Annotated in this window: 18 protein-coding genes; 9 read left to right on the top strand and 9 right to left on the bottom strand. The window is 69.2% G+C overall.

The genetic code is table 11. The annotated features are described in order from the left end of the window. The first annotated feature begins 256 nt into the window (after positions 1–256). Positions 257–1,714, top strand: a complete 1,458-nt coding sequence (locus AMYBE_RS0135625) for a peptide MFS transporter (RefSeq protein ID WP_020664176.1) — start codon at positions 257–259, stop codon at positions 1,712–1,714. 46 nt (positions 1,715–1,760) lie between these two features. Here AMYBE_RS0135625 and AMYBE_RS0135630 read toward each other — a convergent pair whose 3' ends face one another. Continuing rightward, positions 1,761–2,471, bottom strand: coding sequence for a VIT1/CCC1 transporter family protein (locus AMYBE_RS0135630; RefSeq protein ID WP_425386965.1), 711 nt, complete (start codon positions 2,469–2,471; stop codon positions 1,761–1,763). A 132-nt stretch (positions 2,472–2,603) separates the two neighbouring features. Between AMYBE_RS0135630 and AMYBE_RS42960 the strand changes: the two genes are divergently transcribed. Further along, on the top strand, positions 2,604–2,990 hold the full coding sequence (locus AMYBE_RS42960) for a cupin domain-containing protein (RefSeq protein ID WP_020664178.1): 387 nt from the start codon (positions 2,604–2,606) through the stop codon (positions 2,988–2,990). 2 nt (positions 2,991–2,992) lie between these two features. Here the strand turns inward: AMYBE_RS42960 and AMYBE_RS0135640 are convergent, their stop codons facing one another. The 3 genes from AMYBE_RS0135640 to AMYBE_RS0135650 all read right to left on the bottom strand — a co-directional run bounded on the left by AMYBE_RS0135640 (position 2,993) and on the right by AMYBE_RS0135650 (position 6,299). Further along, a complete protein-coding gene (locus tag AMYBE_RS0135640; RefSeq protein ID WP_020664179.1) occupies positions 2,993–3,487 on the bottom strand; it encodes a DUF6319 family protein in 495 nt (164 codons plus the stop codon). Positions 3,488–3,622: 135 nt separating this feature from the next. Then, on the bottom strand, positions 3,623–5,602 hold the full coding sequence (gene acs, locus AMYBE_RS0135645; RefSeq protein WP_020664180.1) for an acetate--CoA ligase: 1,980 nt from the start codon (positions 5,600–5,602) through the stop codon (positions 3,623–3,625). 118 nt (positions 5,603–5,720) lie between these two features. Next, positions 5,721–6,299, bottom strand: a complete 579-nt coding sequence (locus tag AMYBE_RS0135650) for a GNAT family N-acetyltransferase (RefSeq protein ID WP_020664181.1) — start codon at positions 6,297–6,299, stop codon at positions 5,721–5,723. 111 nt (positions 6,300–6,410) lie between these two features. On the opposite strand from AMYBE_RS0135650, the gene AMYBE_RS0135655 reads away from it, so the two are divergent. The 5 genes from AMYBE_RS0135655 (at position 6,411) to AMYBE_RS0135675 (ending at position 11,701) form a co-directional block, all read left to right on the top strand. Next, entirely contained in the window at positions 6,411–6,908 is a 498-nt protein-coding gene (locus tag AMYBE_RS0135655; RefSeq protein WP_020664182.1) for a phosphoribosyltransferase, read from the top strand. Further along, positions 6,905–7,627, top strand: coding sequence for a Fic family protein (locus AMYBE_RS0135660; protein ID WP_020664183.1), 723 nt, complete (start codon positions 6,905–6,907; stop codon positions 7,625–7,627). The genes AMYBE_RS0135655 and AMYBE_RS0135660 overlap by 4 nt, the downstream gene beginning before the upstream one ends. Positions 7,628–7,785: 158 nt before the next feature. Further along, positions 7,786–8,535: a 3-hydroxybutyrate dehydrogenase gene (locus AMYBE_RS0135665; RefSeq protein ID WP_020664184.1), complete on the top strand. Its 750-nt coding sequence runs from the start codon at positions 7,786–7,788 to the stop codon at positions 8,533–8,535. A gap of 32 nt (positions 8,536–8,567) precedes the next feature. Further along, a complete protein-coding gene (locus AMYBE_RS0135670) occupies positions 8,568–9,884 on the top strand; it encodes an MFS transporter (RefSeq protein ID WP_020664185.1) in 1,317 nt (438 codons plus the stop codon). Then, complete coding sequence (locus AMYBE_RS0135675) at positions 9,881–11,701, top strand: helix-turn-helix domain-containing protein (RefSeq protein ID WP_020664186.1); 1,821 nt, start codon at positions 9,881–9,883, stop codon at positions 11,699–11,701. The genes AMYBE_RS0135670 and AMYBE_RS0135675 overlap by 4 nt, the downstream gene beginning before the upstream one ends. Here the strand turns inward: AMYBE_RS0135675 and AMYBE_RS0135680 are convergent. Continuing rightward, a complete protein-coding gene (locus AMYBE_RS0135680; RefSeq protein WP_020664187.1) occupies positions 11,686–12,258 on the bottom strand; it encodes a TetR/AcrR family transcriptional regulator in 573 nt (190 codons plus the stop codon). The two genes, AMYBE_RS0135675 and AMYBE_RS0135680, sit on opposite strands and share 16 nt — an antisense overlap. A 90-nt stretch (positions 12,259–12,348) precedes the next feature. On the opposite strand from AMYBE_RS0135680, the gene AMYBE_RS0135685 reads away from it, so the two are divergent. Continuing rightward, entirely contained in the window at positions 12,349–13,218 is an 870-nt protein-coding gene (locus AMYBE_RS0135685; RefSeq protein WP_020664188.1) for an aldo/keto reductase, read from the top strand. A 3-nt stretch (positions 13,219–13,221) separates the two neighbouring features. Here AMYBE_RS0135685 and AMYBE_RS0135690 read toward each other — a convergent pair whose 3' ends face one another. Further along, entirely contained in the window at positions 13,222–14,082 is an 861-nt protein-coding gene (locus AMYBE_RS0135690) for a sigma-70 family RNA polymerase sigma factor (RefSeq protein ID WP_020664189.1), read from the bottom strand. Between the two features lie 77 nt (positions 14,083–14,159). Here AMYBE_RS0135690 and AMYBE_RS0135695 point away from each other — a divergent pair, with 77 nt between their 5' ends. Then, positions 14,160–14,612: a carboxymuconolactone decarboxylase family protein gene (locus AMYBE_RS0135695; protein ID WP_027928372.1), complete on the top strand. Its 453-nt coding sequence runs from the start codon at positions 14,160–14,162 to the stop codon at positions 14,610–14,612. A 115-nt stretch (positions 14,613–14,727) separates the two neighbouring features. On the opposite strand, the gene murQ is transcribed toward AMYBE_RS0135695, so the two are convergent. The 3 genes from murQ to AMYBE_RS0135715 all read right to left on the bottom strand — a co-directional run bounded on the left by murQ (position 14,728) and on the right by AMYBE_RS0135715 (position 18,639). After that, positions 14,728–15,654, bottom strand: coding sequence for an N-acetylmuramic acid 6-phosphate etherase (gene murQ / locus AMYBE_RS0135700; RefSeq protein ID WP_020664191.1), 927 nt, complete (start codon positions 15,652–15,654; stop codon positions 14,728–14,730). Between the two features lie 20 nt (positions 15,655–15,674). After that, positions 15,675–16,673: a MurR/RpiR family transcriptional regulator gene (locus AMYBE_RS0135705; protein WP_245573316.1), complete on the bottom strand. Its 999-nt coding sequence runs from the start codon at positions 16,671–16,673 to the stop codon at positions 15,675–15,677. 211 nt (positions 16,674–16,884) lie between these two features. After that, positions 16,885–18,639, bottom strand: coding sequence for a serine hydrolase domain-containing protein (locus tag AMYBE_RS0135715; protein ID WP_034287528.1), 1,755 nt, complete (start codon positions 18,637–18,639; stop codon positions 16,885–16,887). Positions 18,640–18,647: the final 8 nt, after the last annotated feature.

Below are 18,647 nucleotides of genomic sequence, written 5' to 3' on the forward strand. Positions count from 1 at the left end.
CGGGACGTCGAATCTGTCGCCGACCAGGCTTCCCGGCACACCTGGGAGCTAGCTTACCGTCCGCAGTCGCCGATTACTCGTCGTTGTGACCAAAGGCAATCCTCCGATCGACGCAGCGGAGCTGTCCTGCAGGTCGGGCGCTTGTGCTGCCCCGGTTGTCTAGTCCAACCGGGTACCCGTGTGTCGTTCACTTGTTCGGCTTCTAGCATGCCAAGGAAGAACAGCAACGCAGAGTGACAACAGGGACGAGGCGGTCGTGAGCAGCCCAATCGACGTCCGGCAGGACACCAGATTCTTCGGGCATCCGCGGGGGTTGGCGAACCTCTTCGGCGTGGAGATGTGGGAACGCTTCTCCTACTACGGGATGCAGGGCATCCTCGCCATTTACCTGTACTACTCGGCGGAAAAGGGCGGCCTCGGCGTCGACCAGAGCGCCGCGCTCGGCATCGTCGGCGCCTACGGCGGCACGGTCTACCTGTCCACCGTCGTCGGCGCCTGGATCGCGGACCGGCTGCTCGGCTCCGAACGGACGCTGTTCTACAGCGCCATCCTGGTGATGATCGGTCACGTCGCGCTGGCCGCGCTGCCCGGACTGACCGGTGTCGGCGTGGGTCTCGCCTGCGTCGCGCTCGGTTCCGGTGGGCTCAAGGGCAACGCGACCTCGGTGGTGGGCACGCTCTACGCGGAGGGCGACGAGCGTCGCGACGCCGGGTTCACGATCTTCTACATGGGCGTCAACCTGGGCGGCTTCATCGGCCCGCTGCTGACCGGGCTCGCCCAGCAGAGCGGCGGGTTCCACCTTGGCTTCGGCCTCGCGGCGCTCGGCATGGCGCTCGGCCTGATCCAGTATTCGGTCGGGCGAAAGAACCTGGGCGCGAGGGCGTCCGAGGTGCCGAACCCGTTGCCCGTCAAGCAGCGCGGGCTCGTGGTCGGTTTCGCGGTGCTGATCATCGCCGCGGTCGCCGCGCTGATCGTGTCCGGCGTGGTCACCCCGGACAATCTGGCCGACGTGGTGATCTACGTGGTCGTCGTGATCTCGGTGGTCTACTTCGTCGCGATCCTCTCCAGCAAGAAGATCACTTCGGACGAGCGCAGCCGGGTGCTGTCCTTCATCCCGATGTACATCGCCAGCGCCGCGTTCTTCTCGCTGTATCAGCAGCAGTCGACGGTGGTGTCGGTCTACAGCGACCAGCGGCTGGACCGCGACCTGTTCGGCTGGACGATGCCGGTTTCCTGGGTCAACTCGATCAACCCGGTGTTCATCATCGTGTTCGCGCCGGTCTTCGCGGCGCTCTGGACGAAGCTCGGCCCGAAGCAGCCGTCCACGCCGATGAAGTTCGTGCTCGGCACGATCCTGATGGGCGCGGCGTTCTTGCTGTTCCTGCCGATGGCGCACACCGGGGCGAACGGCAGCCCGCTGATCGCGCTGGCCGGCATCCTGTTCGTGTTCACCGTCGCCGAGCTGATGCTGTCGCCGGTCGGGCTGTCGCTCTCGACGAAGCTCGCGCCGAAGGCGTTCCGGACGCAGATGGTCGCGCTGAACTTCCTTTCGGTGTCACTGGGCACGGCGATGTCGGGCAAGCTCGCGCAGTCTTACGACCCGAAGAACGAGGTGCCCTACTTCAGCCTCATCGGCGGCACGGCGATCGTGGTCGGGGTTGTGCTGCTGGCGATGATTCCGTTCATCCGGCGGCTCATGCGCGGAGTGCATTAGCGCGACGCAGCCGCTCCGCCAGGGCGGTGGGGCGCGATCCGGGGTACTAGCCGACCGTCGTGCCGAACACCACCCCGACGAAGTACGTGACCACCATGGTGAGGGCGCCGACGCCGACGTTGCGCGCGATCGCGCGCCCCACCTGCGCGTTGCCGAGCCTCGCGCTCACGAACCCGGTGAGCGTGAGGCCGACGACCACCGCCAGCGCGCACGCCCACACCCGGATGTCGACCGACGCCCAGGCGATCGCCAGCAACGGCAGCAGCGCGCCGACCGAGAACGCCGCCAGCGACGCCCACGCCGCCTGCCACGGGCTGGTCAGATTGTCCGGGTCGATGCCCAGCTCGGCTTCGGCGTGCGCCTGCAGCGGGTCTTTTTCGGTCAGTTCCCGCGCGACCTGCTTCGCCAGCTCCGGCGAGAGCCCCTTGTCCTCGTAGATCTGCGCGAGTTCGCGCTCCTCGGCCTCCGGCATCGTTTTCAGCTCGTGCTTCTCGAGCCGCAGCAGCGCCCGCTCGGTGTCGCGCTGGGTGCTCACACTGACGTATTCCCCGCCGGCCATGGAAAACGCGCCGGCGACGAGCCCGGCGGTTCCGGCGGTCAGGATCGCGGTGCTGCTCGTGGTGGCCCCGGCGACGCCGACGACGAGGCCCGCGACGGACACGATCCCGTCGTTCGCGCCGAGAACCCCTGCGCGCAGCCAGTTGAGCTTGCCGCCGACGCCGTTGTGCGGTTCGTGCGCGTGCAGTTCGTCGCCCATTGTTTCGGTCACGCGCACAGTGAATCACGGAAATTAGGGCGGCGCGATATTTCCTCGGTCACGGTAATTCAGTTATGAAAGGCAATCCTCAATGAATTGTGCCTTGCCTGACCTGGCGAATACGCTGGCCGGATGGAACCCGAGTGGCGGACGCTGTCGATGGTGGAAGGCCGGCCGCTGGTCGGCGGGACCGGGCTGATCCGCGAGCGAGCGCGGGCCGAACACGGTCTGGCGTACGAAATCCGGTACCCGGCCGGGGTCGCGTCGGCGGAGCACAGCCACGACCACGACAGCATCGTGCACGTGCTGGAAGGGCGGGTGCGGGGCACCGTCGACGGCGTCTGGGGCGAGTTCGGGCCGGGCGATGTCGTGGTGCATCCGCGCGGGGTGCGCCATCACGTCGAAGCGGTGACCGACAGCCGGTGGATCGAGTTCGCCGCACCGTTGCCCGGGTGCTCGCCGGTGGAGCGAAAAGCGAAACGCCCGGGCCGTGCGGCCCGGGCGTTTCGAGGGGACTGAACTCAGCTGTCGAGCTCGGCCAGCGCCGCCTTCGCGGCTTCCAGCTCCGCTTCCAGCTGGGCGACCTTCGCCGCCTGCGCCTCACGGGCCGCGTTGATGACCTCGTCGATCGGGCCGGACAGGTCGTCGTGCAGCTCCTTCGCCGCGCGCGAGACCGCCGCGGCCGGGATCGCCAGGCCCTTCGCGACCCACTTCGCGCCGTTCTTCAGCTCGGCCTGCCACTCGCCGTCGGCGGTGCCGGTGACGGTGAGCGTGAGCTCGACGGTGCGGGTCTTCTTCGCCGTCGACGGGGTCGCCTTCGGGCGGCCGCGTTTCGGCTTCGGCGATTCGGCCGACGCCGGTTCGGGAGCCGGTTCCGTCGAAGCGGTCTCCGGCTCGGACGCGGCGGCGGGCTCAGCGACGGCCGGGGCCTCCGGGGTGCCGGCGGCCTGCGGCGCTGACGCCGCTGCCGTTTCGGCCGCAGTGTCCTCGTCGTGCGTCAAGGCTTCCACGGACATACGTGTCGTCTCCTTGCCCGGATGTGGGTTGGGTACGCGGGCATCGTAGAACATGCGTTCGATGCTCGCAGTTTGGGGTGAACATGCAGGAAGGGGCTCTCCCGGCCGGGAGAGCCCCTTCCTCGCGCGAAGAACTTACTCCTCCTTGCCGGACTTCAGCCCGGAGGAGATGAGGTCCATCACCGAGGAGTCGGCGAGCGTGGTGACGTCGCCGATCTGGCGGTTTTCGGCGACGTCGCGCAGCAGACGGCGCATGATCTTGCCGGAGCGGGTCTTGGGCAGCTCGGCCACGACCATGATCTGCCGCGGCTTCGCGATCGGCCCGATCTCCTTCGCGACGTGGTTGCGCAGCTCCTGCACCGCGTTGTCCCCTCCGTCCACGGCGTTGCCGCGCAGGATCACGAACGCGACGATGCCCTGCCCGGTCGTCGGGTCGGTCGCGCCCACGACCGCGGCCTCGGCGACCGTCGGGTGCGACACCAGCGCGGACTCGACCTCGGTGGTCGAGATCCGGTGCCCGGACACGTTCATCACGTCGTCGACCCGGCCCAGCAGCCAGACGTCGCCGTCCGCGTCGTACTTCGCGCCGTCGCCGGCGAAGTAGTAGCCCTGCTCGGCGAACCGCGACCAGTACGTCTCGCGGAACCGCTCGTCGTCGCCCCACACCCCGCGCAGCATCGAGGGCCACGGCTTGTCCAGCACCAGGTACCCGCCGCCGCCGCGGGCCACCTCGCTGCCGGTGTCGTCCACGACCTTCGCCGAAATCCCCGGCAGCGCCCGCTGCGCCGACCCCGGCTTCGCCGCGGTCACCCCGGGCAGCGGCGAGATCATGATCGCGCCGGTCTCGGTCTGCCACCAGGTGTCCACCACCGGCGTCGTGTTCGCGCCGATCTTCTCCCGGTACCAGATCCACGCCTCCGGGTTGATCGGCTCGCCCACCGACCCGAGCACCCGCAGGCTCGACAGGTCGTACTTCGCCGGAATGTCCTCGCCCCACTTCATGAACGTCCGGATCAACGTCGGCGCCGTGTAATAAATCGACACCTTGTACTTCTGGACGATCTCCCAATGCCGCCCCTCGTGCGGCGTGTTCGGCGTGCCCTCGTACACCACCTGCGTCACCCGGTTCGCCAACGGCCCGTACACGATGTAGGAGTGCCCGGTGATCCAGCCGATGTCGGCGGTGCACCAGTAGACGTCCTCGCCCGGCTTGTGGTCGAAGACGACGTTGTGGGTGTACGCGGTCTGGGTCAGGTAGCCGCCGGACGTGTGCAGAATGCCCTTCGGCCGGCCCGTGGTGCCTGACGTGTACAGGATGAACAGCGGATGCTCGGAGTCGAACGCTTCCGGGGTGTGCTCAGCGGACTGGCTGTCGACCAGTTCGTGCCACCACAGGTCGCGGCCCTCGGTCCACGGCGTCTCGCCTTCGAGGTCGCTGCCGGTGCGCTTGACGACGATGACCTTCTGGACGGTTTCCGCGCCCTGCAACGCTTCGTCGACGTTCGCCTTCATCGGCGCGGCCTTGCCGCGACGGTACTGCCCGTCCGACGTGATCACGATCTTCGCCGCCGCGTCGTCCACCCGCGCCCGCAGCGCCGTCGGCGAAAACCCGCCGAACACCACGCTGTGCAACGCCCCGATCCGCGCGCACGCCAGCATCGCGAAAATCGCCTCGGGCACCATCTGCAGCTGGATCGCCACCACGTCGCCCGCGCCCACGCCCAGCGACGACAACGCGTTCGCCGCCCGCGACACCTCGTCCTTCAACTCCGCGTACGTGATGTCACGAGTGTCGCCCGGCTCCCCGACCCAATGGATCGCCACCTGCTCCCCGTGCCCGGACTCCACATGCCGGTCCACGCAGTTGTACGCGACGTTCAGCTTCCCGCCCACGAACCACTTCGCGAACGGCGCATTGGTCCAGTCCAAAACCTGCGACCACTTCGTGTCCCACGACAGCCGCTCCGCCTGCGCCGCCCAGAACGCCTCCCGATCAGCGTCCGCGGCCGCATACAAATCCGCCTTCGCGTTCGCCTGACCAGCGAACTGTTCACTCGGCGGAAACGTACGGCTCTCCGTGAGCAGGTTGTCCAATGCTGGGGACTGCTCGGTCATGGTGCAAAGCCTCCTGTAGTGCGGACCCGCGGCGCAGGGAACGCTAGCGACGTTAGTCCGCCTACGACAAGGTTGCAGCCACGTTGCGCGGGTGGCGCCGGAAGGATTCCGGGACTGCTCAGCCGAGGCGGGCGAGCAGCCGGGCCCGCGCGCCCGGCCACTCGGCGTCTGTCATCGAGTAGAGCACCGTGTCGCGGCTCGTGCCGTCTGGCCGGATCCGATGCGCCCGGAGGATCCCCTCGCGCAGCGCGCCGAGCCGTTCGATGGCCCGCTGCGACCGGAGGTTGCGGACGTCGGTCTCCCACCCGACGCGCTGCGCTCCCCAGTCTTCGAAGGCGTTGCGCAGCAGCAGGAACTTGGCCTCTGTGTTGAGCGCGGTGCGCTGGAAGCCGGCGCCGATCCAGGTGTGCCCGATGGACAGGATCCGATGCTGGGCTACTACCTGGTAATAAGAAGTGGTGCCGGCGACGCGGCCGGAGGCAAGGTCGATCTGCGCCCACGCGCGGCGGTCCGGGTCGGCGAGCGCGTTCTTGATCATCGTTTCGGTTTCGCCGAGGTCGGCGGGCTGGCGCAGGCTCAGCCAGGCCCAGATTCCCGGATCGGAGCCGGCCTCGAGCAGGCCGGCCGCATGGCTGGCGGTCAGGGGTTCGAGCCGTACGTGGCGGCCGGTCAGAATGGGGTGCTCGGTCCAGGTCACCAGGTCACGCTACGACGGCAGGTGGACACATCCGAGTGCCATTTCTGGATCATTTTATCAGTCCACTTTCCGGCCGCTTATGCTCGCTGGACGATCGACGAGAGGGCGCGCATGGCCGAGGAGCGAGAAGAGCTCACCTGGGAGTTGTTCGGTTCGGCCAGCCGGGAGCTGGCCGAAGCGGTGGCCGCGGACGGGTTCGCGCCGGACCTCATCCTGTCCATCGCGCGCGGCGGGCTGTTCGTCGCCGGCGCGCTCGGGTACGCGCTGGACGTGAAGAACCTGCACGTGATGAACGTGGAGTTCTACACCGGTGTGGACCAGCGGCTGGACCTGCCGGTCATGCTGCCGCCGGTGCCCAACGTGGTGGATCTCACACACAAGAAGGTGCTGGTCACCGACGATGTCGCGGACACCGGCGCGACGCTGAAGCTGGTTCGCGACTTCTGCGCCGACCATGTCGCGGACGTGCGCTGCGCGGTGGTCTACGAGAAGCCGGCTTCGACGGTGAAATGCGAGTACGTGTGGAAGCGGACCGACCGCTGGATCAACTTCCCGTGGTCGGTGCTGCCCCCAGTGGTGGAGCGGTCGGGGCAGGTGCTGGACGCATGAGCGACCCGCTGAAGCCGCTGCTGGAGCTGGACGGCGTCGCGGCCGCCGCGAAGGCCGCGCAGGACGCGGTGTTCGCGGTGCACCGGTTGCCGGCAAACCTGCGAGGCGGCGCGGAGACCGCGGCCGAGGCGTCGGTCCGCGCGGCGCGGGCTTCGGCCGGGATCGACGGCGCGAACCCGGAGCTGCCTTCGGACGGCGCGGTGAGCGATCCGCTGCTGGCGGGTGCGCTCCGGGTCGCCGAGAAGCTGGAATCGCTGCTGCCGACGTGGCGGCGCGCGCCGTTGCAGGCGCTGGCCCGGCTGCACCTGCTGGCCGCGTCCGATCTGGTGTCCGATGTGGATCAGCTGGGCCGTCCGCAGCGCGGCGGCGAGCGGCTGGAGCTGTTGGCCCAGCTCGTTACCGGAGCGACTTCGGTGCCGGGGCCAGTCCTGACCGCGGTGGTGCACGGCGAGCTGCTCGCGCTGGCGCCGTTCGGTTCGGCGGACGGCGTGGTCGCCCGGGCGGCGGCGCGGCTGTCGATGATCGCGACCGGTCTCGACCCGAAGGCGCTGACCGTGCCGGAGGTGGCGTACTTCCGGCGAGTGCCTCGCTATGTCGAGCTGGCGCAGGGCTTCGCGAGCGGCACCCCGGACGGGGTTCGGGAGTGGCTGCTGTTCTGCTGCGAAGCGTTCGAAACCGGGGCGAAAGAAGCGCAGAGCATCTCGTCGGCCGCCGGCTGACGTCCTCGCGTGCCGTGAAGGGAACATTCCGGGACTCAGCGTCCGTCAAGGTTCCCTTCACGGACTTCTCCGGTGGCTGACTGACACATGTGCCGGCGGCGTTCTGTGGCGGATTGAGCCATGGTCGCCCAGGCTGGGGCGACTTACTGTTTCCCGCCATGACCAGGGACCTGCAGGGCCGCACCGCGTTGGTGACCGGTGGCGGCAGCGGCATCGGCCTCGCCTGCGTGCGGGCGCTTGCCGAGGCCGGAGCGAAGGTGCACGTGGTCGACGTCGCCGGTCCGGCGGCGGAGGCGGCGGCGGACGAGGTCGGCGGCCAGGCGCACGTCGTGGATCTGACCGATCCAGCGGAGCTGGCGACCTTGCCCTCGGACGTCGACGTGCTCGTCAACAACGCGGGCGTCCAGCACGTCGCCCCGCTGCCGGAATTCCCTCCGGAGCGGTTCGCGTTCATCCAGTCGTTGATGGTGACCGCGCCGTTCTTGTTGATCCGCCGGTGCCTGCCCGCGATGTACGCGCGGGGCTGGGGCCGGATCGTGAACATGTCCAGCGTGCACGGGCTGCGCGCAAGTCCGTACAAGGCCGCGTACGTCGCGGCGAAGCACGCGCTCGAAGGACTGTCCAAAGTGGCCGCACTGGAAGGCGCGGAACACGGTGTGACCAGCAATTGCGTGAATCCCGGTTACGTGCGGACGCCGTTGGTCGACGGGCAGATCCAGGCGCAGGCGGACGAGCACGGCGTCACGCCGGAAGACGTGCTCGAACAGGTGCTGCTGCGCCGGGCCGCGATCAAGCGGCTGATCGAACCCGCGGACGTCGCCGATCTCGTGGTGTGGCTGTGCGGCCGGCACGCCGGGCAGCTCACCGGCGCTTCCCTTCCGGTCGACGGCGGCTGGACCGCCGGCTAATCCCCTTTCCCCACAACGAAGTGGAGTCCATTATGGACAGTTCACGGAAGATGCTGCTCCGCGTCGCCGGTGCCAGCCTGGTCGGCACCACCATCGAGTGGTACGACTTTTTCCTCTACGCCTCCGCCGCCGCGCTGGTGTTCAACAAGCTCTTCTTCCCGACCGCCGATCCGCTCACCGGCACCCTGCTGGCGTTGCTGACCTATGCGGTCGGCTTCCTGGCCCGGCCGATCGGCGGGCTCGTGTTCGGTCACTTCGGCGACCGGATCGGGCGGAAGAAACTGCTGGTGGTGAGCCTGCTGATGATGGGCGGCTCGACTTTCGCGATGGGCCTGTTGCCTACCTACGCCGCGATCGGCGTGGTCGCGCCGCTCCTGCTGACGCTGCTGCGGCTCGTCCAAGGCTTCGCGCTCGGCGGCGAATGGGGCGGCGCGGTGCTGCTGGTTTCCGAGCACGGCGACGACCGGCGGCGCGGCTTCTGGGCGTCCTGGCCGCAGACCGGTGCTCCCGCGGGGAACCTGCTGGCCACGGCGGTCCTGGCGGTCCTGGCGTCGACCCAGTCGGACGCGACGTTCCAGGCGTGGGGCTGGCGCGTCCCGTTCCTGCTCTCCGGGGTGCTTGTGGTGATCGGGCTGTGGATCCGGCTCGCCGTTTCGGAATCGCCGGTGTTCGTCGCCGCGCAGGCCGCCGCGGACGAGCGCGAGCAGGCACCGATCGTCGACGTGTTCCGCGGGCACTTCCGCGCACTGGCGGTCACCTTCGGCGCGCGCATCGCGGAGAACGTGTCCTACTACGTGATCACCGCGTTCATCCTGGTCTACGTGACGACCGGGCTGCACCTGCCGAAGGCGACCGGACTGACCGCCGTCCTGGTCGCGTCCGCGGTGCACTTCGTGACGATTCCGTTGTGGGGACTGCTTTCCGACCAGATCGGCCGCAAGCCGGTGTACCTGTTCGGCGTCGTCGGAATGGCGGGCTGGTCGTTCGGCTTCTTCTGGCTGCTCGACCTGCGCACCACCGGTTCGGTGATCGGCGCGGCGGTGGTCGGGCTTCTGCTGCACGGCGCGATGTACGGACCGCAGGCGGCGTTCTTCGCCGAGCAGTTCCCGACGCGGGTCCGCTACACCGGTCTTTCCGTGGGCGGTCAGCTGTCGTCGATCGCTGCGGGCGCGGTCGCTCCGTTGATCGCTGTCGCACTCTTCGAGGCGTACCGCACTACGGTCCCGGTTTCGATCTACGTCGCCGCGATGTGCGCGTTGTCGCTGGTCGCGCTGCTTGTCGCGCGTGAGACTCGTGGCAGGTCGCTGCACGAGACGGCTGTCGAACAGCAGGCTTCAATGACAGCATGACGGGTGTGGACCCCACTGCCGAGGCGTACCGCCGGCTGCTCGAACTGCTCGCCGATGGAGCGAGCAGTGAGCAGCTGGCGCACGTCGCTGCCCGGGGCTTGTCGGCGGAGCAGGCGGCCGCGATCGGCTCGGCGACTGAGCTCGCGCTGCGCATTCGAGAGACGCTTAGCGAGCACCGGCGCCGCGAAGCCGAGCTGACCGCGTTGTTCGACACTGCGAGCGACCTGGCTGGGCTGCGTGATCCGGACGCGGTTCTGCGATCGATCGTCCGGCGCGCGCGGACGCTGCTGGGCGTCGACGTGTCGTACCTCAGCCTCAACGACGAGGCGAACGGCGAAACCTACATCCGCGTGACGGACGGGTCGGTTTCCGCGCTCTTCCAGCAGATCGCGCTGGGAATGGGGGAAGGTCTCGGCGGCCTAGTCGCGCAGACCGCGCGTCCGTACGCGACCGCGGACTACTTCGAGGACGAGCGCTTCCGCCACACTCGGCCGATCGACGCCGGTGTCCGCGAGGAAGGTCTGAAGGCGATTCTCGGCGTGCCGTTGGCGATCGGAGGCAAGGTTCTCGGCGTGTTGTACGCGTCCGACCGCTCGTCGCGCACGTTCTCCACCGCCGAGGTCGCGCTGCTGTCGTCGCTGGCCGCGCACGCCGCGATCGCACTGGACACCGCGCACTTGCTGGACGAGACGCGCTCGGCGGCCGCGGAGCTGAACGCCGCGAACGCGACCATGCGCCGCGCCGACGACGCGCACGACCGGCTGATGGACCTGGTGCTCGGCGGGGCCGATTTGCCTGCGGTAGCGGCGGAAGTCGCGGGCGTGCTGCGCGGTTCGATCGCGGTGCACGACGAGGAAGGCGCGCTGCTCGCCGGTGCGTCCATCGCCTTCGACCCGGTCGCGGTGGCGTCGTCCCGGGCCAGCGGCCGGGCAGTATCTACAAAGGACAGTTGGGTGTGCGCCGTGCGCGCGGGCCAGGAACTGCTCGGCAGCCTGACCCTGTCCGGACGTCCCGAGCTGGCTGGCGACGATCGTCGGCTGTTCGAACGGGCCGCGGTCGTGACCGCATTGTTGTTGCTGCTCCGTCGTTCCGTGGCGCAGGCCGAGGATCAGGTGCGCGGCGAACTGCTGACCGACCTGCTCACCACGCCCGCCCGTAACACGGGTGCGCTGGTCGCCCGCGCCCGCCGGCTCGGAGTCGACTTGTCGGCACCGCACGCGGTGCTGGTCGCGCACGCCTCCGGCATCTCCCGCCGAGGATTGGCGGCCGCCTGTGCGCGATACGGCGATCTGGTCGGCGTGCACGCGGAACAAGTCGTCGCGCTCGCCCCGGACCAACCCGCCGCCGGCCGGATCGCCGCCGAACTGAAGTCTGTTGTGGACTGTCCGGTCACGGTCGGCGCGGCGGGTCCGGCGCGCGGTCCGGAAGCCTTGGCGCAGGCATACCGCGAAGCTGTCCAATGCGTGAACACCCTGCTCGCGCTGGGCCGGGAAGGCGACGGCGCGGCGATGGCCGACCTGGGATTCCTCGGCGTCCTGCTCGGCAGGCACTCCGACCTGTCCGGTTACGTCACCGCGACGATCGGCCCGGTGCTCGACTACGACACCCGCCGGGGCACCGACCTTGCCGGCACACTGCGCGCGTACTACGCGGCGGGCGGGAATCTGGCGCGCGCCAAGGAAACCCTGCACGTCCACGTCAACACGGTGGTCCAGCGGCTGGAGCGCGTCGCGGTGCTGCTGGGCGAGGACTGGCGGGAACCCGAACGTTCGCTGGAGATCCAGATCGCCCTGCGGGTGCATCAGCTCGGCGGCTGACGGATTCCGTCCACGATCAGGTCGAACATCCGCCCGCGCTGCTCGGGGCCGCCGGGCAGCACCGGCATGGCGCACGCGCTGACCACGGTCACGACGACGTCCTGCGCTTGGAGATCGGTGCGCAGCGTGCGGTCCGCCGCCCCGGCATCCAGGATCAGCTGGACTGCCGTGGTCAGCTCGGCTCGGACCTGCGTCATGTCGACCGTGCCCGCTTCGATGATCGCGCGCAGGGTGTCCGCCATGTCGTGCTTCGTGCTGGCGTACTCGGCGAACCGGTCCATCCAGCGACGCAGGGCGCGGAGCGGCTTTTCGGTCGCGAGCAGCTTCGGTGCGCTCGCCACGACCTGCGCCAGCTCGTCCCGGTACAGGGCTTCGACCAGTGCTTCTCGGGTCGGAAAATGCCGGTAGAGGGTGCCGATGCCGACACCGGCGTCGCGCGCGATCCGCTCCAGTGTCACGGGCTCGTCGGCGGCACCGAATGCTTCGCGGGCCGCTGTCAGGAGCCGGGCACGGTTGCGTTCGGCGTCCGCGCGGGGGCGCCGGGCAGGACTCGACATGATGCGGAGGGTCCTCCGTTTCTGTTATCGTGGTGATACGGAGGCACCTCCGCATCCACTTCCACTATGCCATGGCAGGAGTCCTTCCTCATGACGGCAACCACCTCTCCCGGCGGCACCGCGCAGCTCGCGGGCCACGAGGTCGCGCGGATCGGCTACGGCGTGATGCAGCTCGGCCGCCCCGGCACCGACCGCGACAGCCAGCTCGAACTGCTGCGCACCGCGGCCCGCGCGGGCGTGAATCACCTGGACACCGCGCAGTTCTACAGCGACGGCCGGTGCAACGAACTGATCCGCGACGCGTTCCCTTCCGGTGGCCAGGTCGTGGTGACCAAAGTCGGCGCGGAACACGGCCCGGACGGGCTGCGGCTCGCGCAACAGCCAGCTCAGCTGCGCGCGCAGGTCGAGGCCAACCTGGCGTCCCTCGGCGTGGACCAGCTCGACGTGGTCAACCTGCGCCGGGCGGACATCGGTCCCGGCCTGATCGCGGAAGGCGACCAGGTCGTCGACCTGGACGACCAGCTCGCCGAGCTGATTTCCCTGCGCGGAGAAGGAAAGATCGGCGCGCTCGGGATCAGCAACGTCCGCGCGGACCTGCTCCGGCAGGCGCTGCCGGCCGGAATCGCCTGCGTGCAGAACTCGTACAACCTGCTGTCCCGGGACGCCGAACCGGTGCTGGACCTGTGCCGGGAGAACGAAATCGCCTGGGTGCCCTACTTCCCCCTCGGCTCCGCGTTCGACCTGGGCCAGGACGTGACCGGGCATCCGGTGGTCACCGGGATCGCGGGCGAACTCGGCGTCACGCCCGCGCAGGTCGCGCTCGCCTGGCTGCTGCGGAACTACTCGGGAACCTTGCTGATCGCCGGCACCGCGACGCCCTCGCACCTCCTGGAGAACATCGAGGCCGGCCAGGTGCAGCTGCCCGCCGAAGCGGTAGCTGCCCTGGACCGGCTCGGCTGACGCTCAGAAGACCAGCTCGGCCACCCGCCCCGCGTCGGCCAGGATGTTGATCTCCACGATGAGCCCGTCGGCCATGGTGAACGACAACACCGAAACCGGCTTCCCGTCGCGCAGCGCGATGATGCCGGGGCCGCCGTTGACAGTCGCGTACTGGGAAACCAAGCCGTCGTGCCGGAACTGCGACGCGTTGCTCGCGACCTCGGCCGCTCCGCGCACGACCTTCGAACCGAGGCCGCCGGTGTCGACGCGCAGCAGGGCGTCCGGGTGCAGGAGCGACACGAGTCCCTCGAAGTTGCCGCCGCGGGCGGCGGTGAGCCAGGCGTCCACGATCCGGCGCTGCTGGGTCCGATCCGGCGGACCGGCCGGTCGCACGCCCTGCACTCGCCGCCGCGCGCGGCTGGCCAGCTGCCGGACCGCGGCGGTGTTCTTGTCCAGCATCGTGGCGATCTCGTCGAACGGCACGGCGAACATGTCGTGCAGCACGAAGGCCAGCCGCTCGGCCGGATCAAGCGCCTCGAGCACCACCAGCAGCGCGAGCCCGACCGAATCGGCCAGGACCTCCTGCTCGGCCGGGTCCACGCCGTCGCCGGTCTCCACCACCGGATCCGGGACGCGGATGTCGAGCGGGTCCTCGCGCCGCGTCGCGCGGGAACGCAGCATGTTGAGGCACTGCCGGGAGACGATCGTGGTCAACCAGCTGCCGGTGTTGCGGACGTCCTCGCCGGACGAACGCGTCACCCGCAGCCAGGTCTCCTGGATCGCGTCGTCGGCTTCGGCGAACGAGCCGAGCATCCGGTAGGCCACTGCCCGCAACCTGGGCCGATGCTCTTCGAACTGAGCCGCCCAGAATTTTTCGTCCTGCACTGTCACATCTTCTCCTTCCGCCGGGTCCTACCTTCAGGACCCGCCGAAAACGACGGGCGTGACAGGAGGAGACGATCATGCAGGCGCGAATGACTCACCCGGTGAAGGTCCACCCGGCCGCCATGAAGGCGTTGTACGCGCTGAGCACCGCGACGCAGGACAGCACCGTGCCGGCGACCACGCACCACCTGATCCACGTGCGAGTCAGCCAGATCAACGGCTGCAGCGTCTGCGTCGACATGCACACCCGCGAGATGAAGGAAGCCGGCGAGAAGGACGAGCGCATCTGGGGCGTCGGCGCGTGGCGCGAATCGCCGTACTTCACCGACGCCGAGCGGGCCGCGCTGGACCTGGCCGAGCACGTGACGCGGCTGGCCGACTCGACCGACCCGGTGCCGAACGCGGTCTGGGACGCCGCCGCGGACGTCTACGACGAGAAGGAACTCTCGTCGCTGCTGCTGTCGATCGCCGGCATCAACGTGTGGAACCGGCTCAACGCCGCCATCCGCCAGCCGGTCGGCGCGTTCTGATCAGGGGGACCGCCGCCGGATCTCGCACACTCCGGCGAACGAAAAGGCCGTGAAGGGCCTCTTGCGGGAATCCAAGTCCCGCAAGAGGCCCTTCCCGGCCTAGCCGTGGGAAACGTCAGCCCGCGCGCAGGTGCAGCGAGTCCAGTGCCTTCCGCACGTGGCCGCCCGATGCCGCCAATGCCTCCGCCGAGCGAGCGACATCGCTGCCGGACAACAGATGCACCAGCGCCACCTTGAGGTCGCCGCCCGCCTCGGTGAGCGCGTCCGAACAGTCCGCCATGGTCATCCCGGTGGCTTCCTGCAGGATCCGGATCGTGCGCCCGCGCAGCTTCGCGTTGGTCGCCCGCATGCTCACCATCAGGTTCGAGTACGTCTTGCCCAGCTTGATCATCGTCGCGGTGGAAAACGCGGTAAGGATCAGCTTCTGTGCCGTGCCCGCCTTCATCCGGGTCGAGCCGGCGATCGCCTCCGGCCCGGTCGCGACCGCGATCAGCACGTCCGCCCCGGCCGGTTTGGCGGCCCGCGGGTTGGCCGAAACCAGCCCGGTGTGCGCGCCGATCCGGCGGGCCTCGGCCAGCGCGCCCAGCACGTACGGAGTCCGGCCGGAGGCGGCGAGACCGAGCACGAAATCGCCCGGCAGCACCGACGAGGCGATCTCCGCCGCGCCGGCGTCCTCGTCGTCCTCGGCGTTCTCGACCGCCTGCCGCAGCGCCTTCTCGCCGCCGGCGTGGTGAGCGACGAACCAGTCCGCGGGAACGTTGTACGTCGGCACCAGCTCCGCCGCGTCCAGCGTCGCCAGCCGCCCGGACGTGCCCGCCCCGACGTAGTGCACGCGTCCGCCGCCGCGCAGTGCTTCCACCGCGTAGTCGACGGCTCTCGCCAGCTGCGGCAGCACCGCGGCCACCGCGTCCGGCACCCGGCGGTCCTCGGCGTTGATGGCGCCGAGGATCCCCATCGTGGACATCAGGTCGATGTCGACGGTGCGCGGGTTCCGCTGTTCGGTCGGCGAATCGACGTGCACCGTCTGGCAGGGGACGGACATCGGGTTCCTCGCTTCTCGGTTCACTTGCCGGTTTCTCGCGGACGACGGCGACCGTCGGGCCTGACCCCGAGCCGGTGCGCGCCGACCGCGTCCCTTGTTGCGTCCAGAGCGCTGACCGACGCTTCCATGTGCCGCTGTGCGACCCCGATGAAAAGGCAGTCGATGACGGTCAGCTGTGCGATACGGCTCGCCGTCGCACCGGACCGGAAGGTGGTTTCGCGGGCCGCCGTGGTGAGCACGTGGTCGGCGACCTCGGTGATCGGGGACCGCGGGAAGTTCGTGACCGCGACGGTCACCGCGCCGTGCTCGCGCGCGACCCGCAGTGCCTCCACCGTGTCGGTGGTCGCGCCGGTGTGCGAGACGCCGACCGCGACGTCGCCGGGCTTCAGCACCGCGGCCGAGGTGAGCATGATGTGCGTGTCCGACCAGGCGAAGCTGACCCGGCCGATCCGGTGCAGCTTCTGCTGCAGGTCCGCGGCGACGAAAGCGCTTGCGCCCACGCCGTACACGTCGACCCGGCCTGCCTCGGCGACCAGGTCGATGACGGCCTGCAGCTCAGCCACGTCGAGCTGGTCCGCGGTCTCCTCGACCGCGCGCGCGTCGGCGAAGCTGACCTTGCCGATGACCGATGCGAGGTCGTCGCCGGGGCCGATCTCGCCGCCCAGGTTGCGCGAGGTGCGAGCCTCGGTGCGGGCAGTGTCCGCGGCGAGCGCGATGCGCAGCTGCGGGTAGCCGCCGACGCCGACCGCCTTGCAGAAGCGGGTGACGGTGGTCTCCGAGGTGTTCGCGGCCAGCGCGACCTCGGTGATGCTGCGCCGCGCGACCGCGGCCGGGTCTTCCAGTACGACCTTCGCGACCCGCTGCTCGGCGCGGGCGAGCCCGGGCAGCAGCGAGCGGATGCGCACCAACGGGCTCGCGTCCGCCTCGCGCGCCGTCTGACCTGCGGCGTGCTCGGAGGGTGCGGCGGCGACTACGGATTCCGCTTCATCCGCCGTCGGAAAGTTACTAACCGTTGGCATTTGCGACAAGGCTACCCACATCCTTCGGCAGAACCACAACCCGTCCGTGTCTGCGGACTTCGGTTTGCGATTAATCGTTGTCAAGAAAGTCGCCAACCGGGTCGCGGCCGTTAACGACTCGAAGCTAACGACTTGGCAACTAACTGTGTCGAGCGAAGGAGTGCTGTTCCACTGAGTGGGTCTAGTCGCGTCGCAATGCGCGGCCGAGTGGCTACCGTGCGCTCAATTCCCATCCGGAAGGGGTCAGTTCCGCCGGATTCCGCTCACCATCAAGCACGACTCGGCCGCGTTCGGTGACTTTCACACTGTCGACGGAAACTCCCCGTCCGGAGTAATTCGCATCGGTGCTGTAACGCCACCGGATCGAGGTAACGGCACTGGCCGGCACGTGCGCCGACACCTTCCACCAGGCGCGGTGCCCGTGTCCGGACAGAGCGGACACCTCGCCGGACGGCGCCCCCGGTCCCCACGCTCGCAGCGGAACCGGTTGCCAATTCACGCCGTCGGTGCTCGATTCGACCTGTAGCGGGTCGCTCGGGCCCTCGGTGTCGACGAACGCGGCAAAGGAAACGGAGAGTAAACCACCAGCGGGCAGCGGTCGGGTACTGAGCGTAGCCGTCCCGTTGTTTCCCAGGCCCGAGTACCAGGCGTTCGGGCCTTGCATCGGCCGCACCGCCATCGCCTTGGCGAGCGAGGTCGCCCACACCTGGCGGGCGGTGTTGATGGAGCCCCAGGTACGGGTGGGGTGCACGCGGTTGGTGAGCAGCAGGGCGAACGACCGCGACTCCGGGTCGATCACCAGCGTGGTGCCGGTGAAGCCGGTGTGCCCGGCGCTCACCGGCGAAGCCAGCGCGCCCATGTACCAAGGCTGATCGAGCTCGAAGCCAAGGCCGTGCTCATCGCCGGGGAAGCGCTGATTGTAGTTCGTGAGCATCTTGGTGACGGTGTCCGGCGCCAGGATGCGGTGGCCGCGGTAGCTGCCGCCGTTGAGGATGGCCTGGCAGAGCACCGCCAGGTCACCGGCGGTGGAAAAGATCCCCGCGTGCCCGGCGACGCCGCCGAGCGACCAGGCGTTCTCGTCGTGCACCTGGCCGCGCACGAGCCCGCGCGGCGGGGTGGTTTCGAACTCGGTCGCGGCGACGCGGTTCAGCTTCGATGCGGGCGGGTTGTATCCGGTGTCGACCATGCCCAGCGGCGCGGTGATCCGGTCGTGCACGACCTGGTCCAGCGGCTTGCCGGACAGCTTCTCGACCAGCAGGCCGAGGGTCAGCATGTTCAGGTCGGAGTAGAGGTACGTGCTGCCCGGTGCGTTCTTGAGCGGGCTGTCGAGGATCGCCTTGCGCCGCGACGGAATGTCCGGGTAGCCCGCCCACAGCGACGGGGACGGGTCGGCGTCGAAGCCGGAGGTGTGCGTGAGCAGCTGGAGCACGGTGACGTCCTGCTTGCCGTTGACGCCGAATTCCGGCAGGTACCGCACGACCGGCGCGTTGACGTCCAGCTTGCCCTGATCGGCGAGCTGCAGGGCGGCGATCGAGGTGAACAGCTTGGAGATCGACGCCATGTCGAAGATCGTGTCGTCGCGCATCGGGACCTGCTGGTCGGCGGGAAGTTCGGTGCCCTTGGCGTCGGCATACCGAAGTGCTTTGCCGACGGCATAGCGGTCTACCACCATGCCGTCGTGCGCGAGCAGGCCGACCGCGCCGGAGAAGTGCGGATGGCCGCTGGCGTCCGGCTGTGTCCAGCTCTTCAGGAACTGCTCGGCGGCGCGGATCGGCTGCGGGTCCAGGCCGACCTCGCTCGGGTCGCCGTCGCGCAGCCGCGTGCTCGGCGGCGCGAACCCGTGCTGCGGACGGTCGAAGCGCCCGGCGAAGCTGTCGTGCCGATTGTCGATGGTGGCTGCTCCCGCGGTGGAGGTCGCCGCGACCAGGACGGCCAGCGTCGCGACAAGCACTTTCCTAGCACGCATGACCGCTC

This window comes from Amycolatopsis benzoatilytica AK 16/65, assembly GCF_000383915.1.
In the GTDB taxonomy this organism is placed as follows: domain Bacteria; phylum Actinomycetota; class Actinomycetes; order Mycobacteriales; family Pseudonocardiaceae; genus Amycolatopsis; species Amycolatopsis benzoatilytica.